This is a genomic window from Azospirillum formosense, from assembly GCF_013340925.1.
GTDB classification, from domain to species: domain Bacteria; phylum Pseudomonadota; class Alphaproteobacteria; order Azospirillales; family Azospirillaceae; genus Azospirillum; species Azospirillum formosense.
Window position 1 is genome coordinate 1 of sequence record NZ_WHOR01000281.1, and the last position, 7,235, is coordinate 7,235.

Genomic DNA, 7,235 nt, shown 5'->3' on the forward strand with positions numbered 1-7,235 from the left:
CCCGCGCAGAAGCCCTTCGGTGCTGAGATCCTCATCCACATCGGGCCAGTGGATGCCGTAGCCTCCTCCGGCGATCTCCCAATTCCGGCGCTGCTCCGGTGTGGCGTCGAACAGGCGCGGGTACCAGGCAAGCGGCACGGCGATGGACCGCCCATCCATAAGGTCGACCGTCAGCCGCTCGTCGTCGAGCAGCACAGCCTTGATGCGCAGATCAACCCTGGGTGCCGAAAAAGCCATGCCATTCCTCCAGGAACCGAGCCCGATGCTCCCGCACGATCCGCAGCACGTCGGCCAGATCCTTTGCCGAGTGGCCCATATTAATCGCAACGGATACCGGGGTCAGCCAGACTTTCACCGAGGCGCCGCCCCGGTCCACATGAACATGCGCCGGCTCGTTGGGTTCATGGCTGTAGAAATAGAACCGGAAGCCGTCCTGGCGATGGATGGTCGGCATGGCGTCGTCCTCAAAGGATAGGGCGACAACCGATTATGCACATAAAAAAGAAAAAGTCTCTATATAATTTTGGAACGATCGTTCCGAACAAGTAAATGACCGCCCCTTCTCTGCTTCAGCAGATTTTTTAATTATACAGGACGCAGATCAGTAGATCAACTCGTTCTCGCCGCTGCCTTCGGAGATGACGATTTCGCCGCGGGCCGCCAGGTCCTTGGCGAGCTGGACCATGTACATCTGGGATTCGTCCACCTCGCGGACGCGGACGGGGCCCATGGCGGCCATGTCCTCGCGCAGGATCTTTGCCGCGCGTTCCGACATGTTGGAGAAGAACAGGTCCTTCAGCGTCTCCGACGCGCCCTTCAGGGCGGTGGCGAGCTTCTGCTTGTCGACGCTGCGCAGCAGGGCCTGGACGCCGGAGGGGTCGAGCTTGGACAGGTCCTCGAAGGTGAACATCAGCGACTTGATGCGCTCGGCGCTGTCGCGGTTGCGTTCCTCCAGGGCGGCCATGAAGCGGTGCTCGGTCGTGCGGTCCAGGCCGTTGAAGATTTCCGCCAGCATCTCGTGGCTGTCGCGGCGGCTGGTGCGGGCGAGGTTGGTCATGAACTCGGTGCGCAGCGTGCGCTCCACGTCGTCCAGAACCTCCTTCTGCACGGCCTCCATGCGCAGCATGCGCATGATGACCTCCATCGCGAAGCTCTCCGGCAGCTGGGTCAGCACGCGGCCGGCGTGTTCCGGGCGGATCTTCGACAGCACCACCGCCACGGTCTGCGGATATTCGTTCTTCAGGTAGTTGGACAGGACCGATTCGTTGACGTTGGCCAGCTTGTCCCACATGGTGCGGCCGGCGGGGCCGCGGATCTCCTCCATGATGGAGTCGACCTTGTCCTTGGGCAGCGTCTTCAGCAGCAGGCGCTCGGTGGAGTCGAAGGAACCGACCAGCGAGCCGGTGGCCGACATCTGCTCCGCGAATTCGACGAACAGACGCTCGATCAGGTTGGCGGAGACGGTGCCCAGGTTCGCCATCACCTGCGACAGCTCCTTGATCTCCTCGTCGTCCATCATCGCGAACAGCTTGGACGAATGCTCGTCGCCCAGCGCCAGCATCAGAATGGCCGCCTTCTCCGGACCGGTGAGGGTGCGATAATCCTCACGAACCTTCAGCGCCATGTATCCGCCTCCAAAAACCCGGCCGGCACCCGAGTCCACCGGTCCTACCCGAAGGTTTTAGTCCTTTCCGAATCGGCACGCCACCCCCGCGACGCCCGCGGGGGTGACAATTTTAACCATATGCCGGATGCCGGACCGCTCGATTACCCAAACCGCTTGGCGATGACGGCATAGGCCGCGCGCAGGCCCAGCGCCTCGCCGCCTTCCGGGCGGCCGGGGCGGGCGCCGCTGTTCCAGGCGAAAGTGTCGAGATGCGCCCAGGGCGTGTCCTTCGACACGAACTCCTGAAGGAACAGACCCGCGGTGATCGCCCCGGCCATGCCGTTGCTGGTCACGTTGTTGAGATCGGCCACCTTGCTGTCCAGCCCCTTGCGGTAGGGCGCCCACAGCGGCAGGCGCCACAGCGGGTCGCTCTGCTCCTCGCCGGCGGCCAGCAGGTCGTCGGCGAGGCCGTCGTCGTTGGCGAACAGCGCCGGCAGGTCCGGCCCCAGCGCGACGCGGGCGGCCCCGGTCAGGGTGGCGAAGTCGATCAGCAGGGCGGGCTTCTCCGAATCCGCCTCGGCCAGCGCATCGCACAGGATCAGCCGGCCCTCGGCGTCGGTGTTGCCGACCTCCACGCTCAGCCCCTTGCGCGTCTTCAGCACGTCCATCGGCTTGAAGGCGTTGCCGGAGATCACGTTCTCCACCGCCGGGACCAGCACGCGCAGCCGCACCGGCAGCCCCGCCATCATCACCATGCGGCCCAGCGCCAGCGCGTGCGCGGCGCCGCCCATGTCCTTCTTCATCAGCAGCATGCCCGAGGACGGCTTGATGTCCAGGCCGCCGCTGTCGAAGCAGACGCCCTTGCCGACGATGGTCACCTTCGGGTGCGCCGGGTTGCCCCAGCGCAGGTCGATCAGCCGCGGCGCCCGCGGGCTGGCCCGGCCCACCGCGTGAATGGCCGGATAGTCGCGGTCGAGCAGGTCGTCGCCGACGATCACCTCCAGCCCGGCCTCGAACTCCTCCGCCACGGCATGGGCCACCTCGGCCAGTTCCGCCGGGCCGAGGTCGTTGGCCGGCGTGTTCACGAGGTCGCGCAGCAGGTAGGTCGCGGTGGCGGTGCGCTGCACCTCGCCCTGGTCGGCGTGCTTTGGCCAGACGAGGTTGGCGAAGGACTTGTCCGACGCCTTGTAGCGCCCGAAGCGGTAGCTGCCGAGCGCCCAGCCCAGGGCCAGACGGGTGGCGGCGCGGCGGTCGAGCGCGGCGTCCACCGCCTCGTCCAGCCGGTAGTTCCCCGGCGGCAGGCCGGCGGGCAGACCGGCGAGGCCCCACAGGTCGTCCAGCGCCGACACGCCGGCCAGCACGCGGGCGAGCGCCCCGCCTTCCCCCGGCAGGAAGGCCGTCGAACCGGCCTCCGCCGTGAAGTTCACGGCCTTCACCCAGGCCGCGGTGGCGGGCGGCTGGCCTTCCAGCCACGTGGCGAGACCGGCCTTGTTCAGCGGGGTGATGGTCACGGTGCCGGGGCCGGCCGTGGCGAGCAAGGTGGCGAGCAAGGCGGGCGTCCTTCGTCAGGAAACGGAAACAGTTGGGAAAGCATGGCGCGCCGGGGCGTCCCTGAAAAGGGGGATTGCGCGCCGGCTTGCCGCAAGGCCGCGGGGCAGGCATGCTCCGCCCCCCTCCCATCGCAACCGAGACGCACCCATGGACGACCTGACGCTGGTCATCGGCAACAAGGCCTTCTCCTCCTGGTCCCTGCGGCCCTGGCTGGCGCTGAAGCGGACCGGCCTGCCCTTCCGGGAGATCGTCATTCCGCTGCGCCAGCCCGACACCGCGGCCCGCATCACGGAGCATTCGCCCTCGGGCCGGGTGCCCTGCCTGCGGCACGGCGACCGGGTGATCTGGGATTCGCTGGCGATCTGCGAGTATCTGGCGGAGTCCTTCCCCGAGGCCGCCCTCTGGCCGGCGGATGCCCACGCCCGCGCGGTGGCGCGGTCGGTCTCGGCGGAGATGCATTCGGGCTTCACCGGCCTGCGCACCCACATGTCCATGGACCTCAAGGCCTTCCGCCCCGGCGTCGGCCGCAACGCCGAGAGCGGGGCCGACATCGCCCGCGTCTTCACCCTGTGGCGCGACACGCGCGCCCGCTTCGGGGCGGGCGGCCCCTTCCTGTTCGGGGATTTCTCCATCGCCGACGCCATGTACGCGCCGGTGGTGACGCGCCTCCTGACCTACGGGGTGGAGATGGACGGGCTTTGCGGCGACTACGCGCGGGCGGTGATGGAACTGCCGGGCATGGCGGAGTGGGTGGCGGCCGCCAAGGCGGAGCCGTGGGACATCTACGCCGACGAACGGGACCCGGAATAGCCCGTCAGGGCGTCGCTCCGCCCGTCGGTTCGTTGGCGGCGTTGCCGATCAGCCCGACCTCGCGGTAGTAGCGCTCGGCGCCCGGATGCAGGGGCACGGAGACGTTGGCGACCGCCTTGGTGGCGTCGAAGCTGCGCCCCTTGGGGTGGCCCTCGATCAGCAGGCGGCGGGTGTTCTCGTGCCACAGCGCCTTGGTGACGCCATGGATCAGGGCGGGGTCGCGGTCGGCGCGGACCAGCAGCTCCGCACCCACCCCCAGCGTGTGGATCTCCGGCACGCCGGGGTAGGTGTCGGCGGGGATGACCTGGTCCATGTAGAAGCGCTGGCGGATGCGCAGCCCGTCGGCGATCTCGCCGTCGATCGGGATCAGGCGGATCGGCTCGCGGTTCGCCACGTCGGTGACCGCCGCCACCGGAAAGCCGCCGACCATGAAGAAGGCGTCCAGTTCCTTCTTGGCCAGCCGGTCCGCCGCGGTGCCGGGCTTCAGGTAGGCGGGGGGCCGCAGTTCCGCCTCCTTCACGCCGAAGGCGTCGAGGATCGCCCGCGCCTCCACCAGCACGCCGGACCCTTCCTCGCCCAGCGAGACGGCCTTGCCCTTGAGGTCGGCCACGCCGTGCAGGTCGCTGTCGGCCCGCACGACGAGCTGGATCGCCTCCGCGTAGAGCATGCCGATGGAACGAAGCCCCTCGAAGGGCGCCTTGCCGTGGAAGATGCCGGAACCGGTGTAGGCCCAATAGGCGATGTCGGCCTGGGACATCCCGGCCTCGATCGCGCCGGAGCGCAGCAGCTCGATGTTCTCCACCGAGCCGAGCGTGGCCTGCGCCACCGCGATCAGCCCCGGCACGCCGCAGCTTCCCCCACGGTCGCAGGGGCGGGAGCCGGGCGGGTTGGAGATGGCGTTGGCGATCAGCCCGCCGATCGGGAAATAGGTGCCCGACGTGGTGCCCGTGCCGATCCGGAAATAGCGGATGTCCTGCGCCGCGGCACCCCGCGGCAGCAGACCCAGCAGCGCGGCCCCCGCGACACCGGCGAGAACATGGCGGCGGCTGGGCGAACGGCCGGCGGGGCCTTTAGCGGAAAGGCGGGGGTTGGCTCCTGCGCGCGGCACCGGCGGGTCCACCTTTCCTGCTGGCCAGCCGTCCCGGCGGCATGGGCCATCGGCGGCGTGTGTTGGACACGCTCTTACAAGAATACCCGCAGCCGGGCTTTTTCAAGGCGTCGGGGGCTTAAAAGACGCCCGCCAGATCAAGAACCCCGGCGAGTGCTACCGCGCCGCCACACATTTGCACGACGCGGCCCGACGCCGCCTGCCCCACCGCCACCGACAGGCCCAGCCCGGCGCCGATGACCAGCAGCACGCCGGACGACAGCCCGGCCCAGAACAGCGGCCCGCCCATGTGCACATAGCCGTGAAAGGCCCCCGCCGCGGCGACCGTCAGCACCCCCAGCGCCAGCGGCACCTTCAGCCCGAAGGCGACCAGCCCGCCCATCAGGATCAGCGACGCCGACAGCCCTTCCGCGGCGTAGGGCAGACGGATGCCGATCTGCGCGGCCAGCCCGGCGGCCAACACCGCGGTCAGCGCCGCCACGGGAAGCTGCCAGACCGAAGGGCCGCCGTTCTGCCCGCTCCACAGCCCGATGGCGAGGAAGCCCAGCAGATGCTGCAGCACCCACACGGGTTCGGTCAGGCCGGTGCCGAACGGCCCGGTCACCGTCATCCGCGCCAGCGCGGGCGCGGTTCCGGCACCGATCAACGCGAGCGCCAGAAGAACCGACCGGATCGCCACCATCCCCTACCCCTTTTCCCCAAGGCCTTGCGCCGCACCGGGCCGGTATGGCCGCTGCGCGGGGTGGGGTCAAGTGACCAGGGCACGAGGCCCTGAGAAGTCGGAGGTCAGTAACCCAGCGGGCCGGGGCCGTACTGGCGGAGGTCCTGCTGCTTGCGGAGCAGGTCGCGCTGCTGCAACGGGTCGAGCCGGCCCATGGCGTCCTCGGTGCGCAGCCGGTCGACCTCCGGGCTCATCAGGTCACGCTTGGCGCGGTCGGTGAGCCCCTGGGTGGAACCCGGCGCCGGCAGGGCGGGCGTGGCCGGCTGGTCGATGGGCGGCGGCGGCGGGGACGAACTGCCGCGGCGGCGCACCGGCGGCGGCTGGTTGGGCGTCTGCGAAGCGTCGGAAAGCTTTTGCGGCGGAGCGGGCGGAGTCTGCGGCCGCGGCGTGTGGGCCGGACGAGCGTTCTCCTCCGCCTGGATCTGGCGCAGCGTCTTCAACCCGCCGCTCTGTGCGGACGCCGGCGGGGCCGCCTGGGCTCGCCCCGGCATCTCGTCATGCACCTCCGTCGCGCAGGCCCCCAGCGCGAGGGCGGCGAGCGCGACGGCGACGGGCAGGAACGTGGCGGTGGAGCGGATCGGTGTCATACCAACCATGTCGTGCCGCGTGGAGACGGGACAAGGCCCCCCTCGGCTATCCCCCTCTTCTTGGTGAGGCCGTAAGGAGACTCCCGCCCGCCGACTTTTGCCGCTAGAATGTTCCTGTTTTGTTCGGACTGGAATTGTTGGCATCCGCATCGGCGAAGGGAGGGTTGGGCATGACGGAACGGACGGCGCGGCGCATCCTGTCCCTGTGGCTGCCGCGGCTGCCCACCGACGCCCATGGCCGCCGCCATCCGGAGCGGCGCGGCCATCCCCTGGCCGCCATCCTGGCCGAGCGCGGGCGGCTGGGCGTGGCCGCCGTCAACCGCGCGGCCGAGGAGGCCGGGGTGTGGCCCGGCATGAGTCTGGCCGACGCCCGGGCCATCGAACCCGCCTTGGCCGTCTTCGACGCCGATCCCGAGTCGGACGCCCGCCTGCTGGAGCGGATCGCCGGCTGGTGCACGCGCTACACCCCCTGGACCACCCCGGACGGCCCGGACGGGGTGGCGCTGGACATCACCGGCTGCGCCCACCTGTTCGGCGGGGAGGAGGCCATGGCCGCCGACCTGTCCGCCCGCCTGGGTGCGGCGGGCCTCGAGTCGCGGCTGGCGGTGGCCGACACGCCCGCGGCGGCCTGGGCGCTGGCGCGGTTCGGGGCCCCCTCCCTAACCCTCCCCCGCTCTCGGCGGACCTATGGTCCGCCTGTCGCGTCAGCGCAAACCTTTGGTTTGCGCGAGAGCTTCGCAGGAGAGGGAGCTTAATCCCCTCCCCTGCGCAGCGGGGGAGGGTTAGGGAGGGGGCAATGCCTCCCCCACTTCCCGCCTTCTACGAAGAGCCACCCCATGCATACCCCCACCC

The 7,235-nt window shown here is 69.8% G+C and carries 9 protein-coding genes; 2 read left to right on the forward strand and 7 right to left on the reverse strand.

All coding sequences use genetic code 11. From position 1 onward, the window contains the following. The 4 genes from GBZ26_RS24875 to GBZ26_RS24890 all read right to left on the reverse strand — a co-directional run. A partial coding sequence (locus GBZ26_RS24875) for a DUF2442 domain-containing protein (protein WP_174441139.1) occupies positions 1-237 on the reverse strand: 237 nt, incomplete at its 3' end. Beyond that, positions 212-454, reverse strand: coding sequence for a DUF4160 domain-containing protein (locus GBZ26_RS24880; protein WP_035670915.1), 243 nt, complete (start codon positions 452-454; stop codon positions 212-214). The genes GBZ26_RS24880 and GBZ26_RS24875, both read right to left, overlap by 26 nt. A gap of 147 nt (positions 455-601) precedes the next feature. Then, on the reverse strand, positions 602-1,624 hold the full coding sequence (fliG, locus tag GBZ26_RS24885; protein ID WP_035670918.1) for a flagellar motor switch protein FliG: 1,023 nt from the start codon (positions 1,622-1,624) through the stop codon (positions 602-604). A gap of 143 nt (positions 1,625-1,767) precedes the next feature. Further along, entirely contained in the window at positions 1,768-3,156 is a 1,389-nt protein-coding gene (locus tag GBZ26_RS24890) for a leucyl aminopeptidase family protein (protein WP_174441140.1), read from the reverse strand. A 148-nt stretch (positions 3,157-3,304) separates the two neighbouring features. Here GBZ26_RS24890 and GBZ26_RS24895 point away from each other — a divergent pair, with 148 nt between their 5' ends. Then, positions 3,305-3,967, forward strand: a complete 663-nt coding sequence (locus GBZ26_RS24895) for a glutathione S-transferase family protein (RefSeq protein WP_174441141.1) — start codon at positions 3,305-3,307, stop codon at positions 3,965-3,967. Positions 3,968-3,971: 4 nt separating this feature from the next. Here GBZ26_RS24895 and GBZ26_RS24900 read toward each other — a convergent pair whose 3' ends face one another. The 3 genes from GBZ26_RS24900 to GBZ26_RS24910 form a co-directional block, all read right to left on the reverse strand. Then, on the reverse strand, positions 3,972-5,075 hold the full coding sequence (locus GBZ26_RS24900) for a TAXI family TRAP transporter solute-binding subunit (RefSeq protein WP_174441142.1): 1,104 nt from the start codon (positions 5,073-5,075) through the stop codon (positions 3,972-3,974). Positions 5,076-5,193: 118 nt separating this feature from the next. Then, positions 5,194-5,757, reverse strand: coding sequence for a HupE/UreJ family protein (locus GBZ26_RS24905; protein WP_174441143.1), 564 nt, complete (start codon positions 5,755-5,757; stop codon positions 5,194-5,196). A 104-nt stretch (positions 5,758-5,861) separates the two neighbouring features. Then, positions 5,862-6,383: a hypothetical protein gene (locus GBZ26_RS24910; RefSeq protein WP_174441144.1), complete on the reverse strand. Its 522-nt coding sequence runs from the start codon at positions 6,381-6,383 to the stop codon at positions 5,862-5,864. Between the two features lie 170 nt (positions 6,384-6,553). Between GBZ26_RS24910 and GBZ26_RS24915 the strand changes: the two genes are divergently transcribed. After that, the gene (locus GBZ26_RS24915) at positions 6,554-7,138 is read left to right on the forward strand and encodes a Y-family DNA polymerase (RefSeq protein ID WP_174441145.1); all 585 of its coding nucleotides are present in this window, start codon (positions 6,554-6,556) and stop codon (positions 7,136-7,138) included. Positions 7,139-7,235: the final 97 nt, after the last annotated feature.

Excerpts from the sequence above, each read along its gene's own strand:
- GBZ26_RS24880 (WP_035670915.1), bottom strand. The coding sequence starts at position 454 with ATGCCGACCATCCATCGCCAGGACGGCTTCCGGTTCTATTTCTACAGC.
- fliG (WP_035670918.1), bottom strand. The coding sequence starts at position 1,624 with ATGGCGCTGAAGGTTCGTGAGGATTATCGCACCCTCACCGGTCCGGAG.
- GBZ26_RS24895 (WP_174441141.1), top strand. The coding sequence starts at position 3,305 with ATGGACGACCTGACGCTGGTCATCGGCAACAAGGCCTTCTCCTCCTGG.
- GBZ26_RS24905 (WP_174441143.1), bottom strand. The coding sequence starts at position 5,757 with ATGGTGGCGATCCGGTCGGTTCTTCTGGCGCTCGCGTTGATCGGTGCC.
- GBZ26_RS24910 (WP_174441144.1), bottom strand. The coding sequence starts at position 6,383 with ATGACACCGATCCGCTCCACCGCCACGTTCCTGCCCGTCGCCGTCGCG.
- GBZ26_RS24915 (WP_174441145.1), top strand. The coding sequence starts at position 6,554 with ATGACGGAACGGACGGCGCGGCGCATCCTGTCCCTGTGGCTGCCGCGG.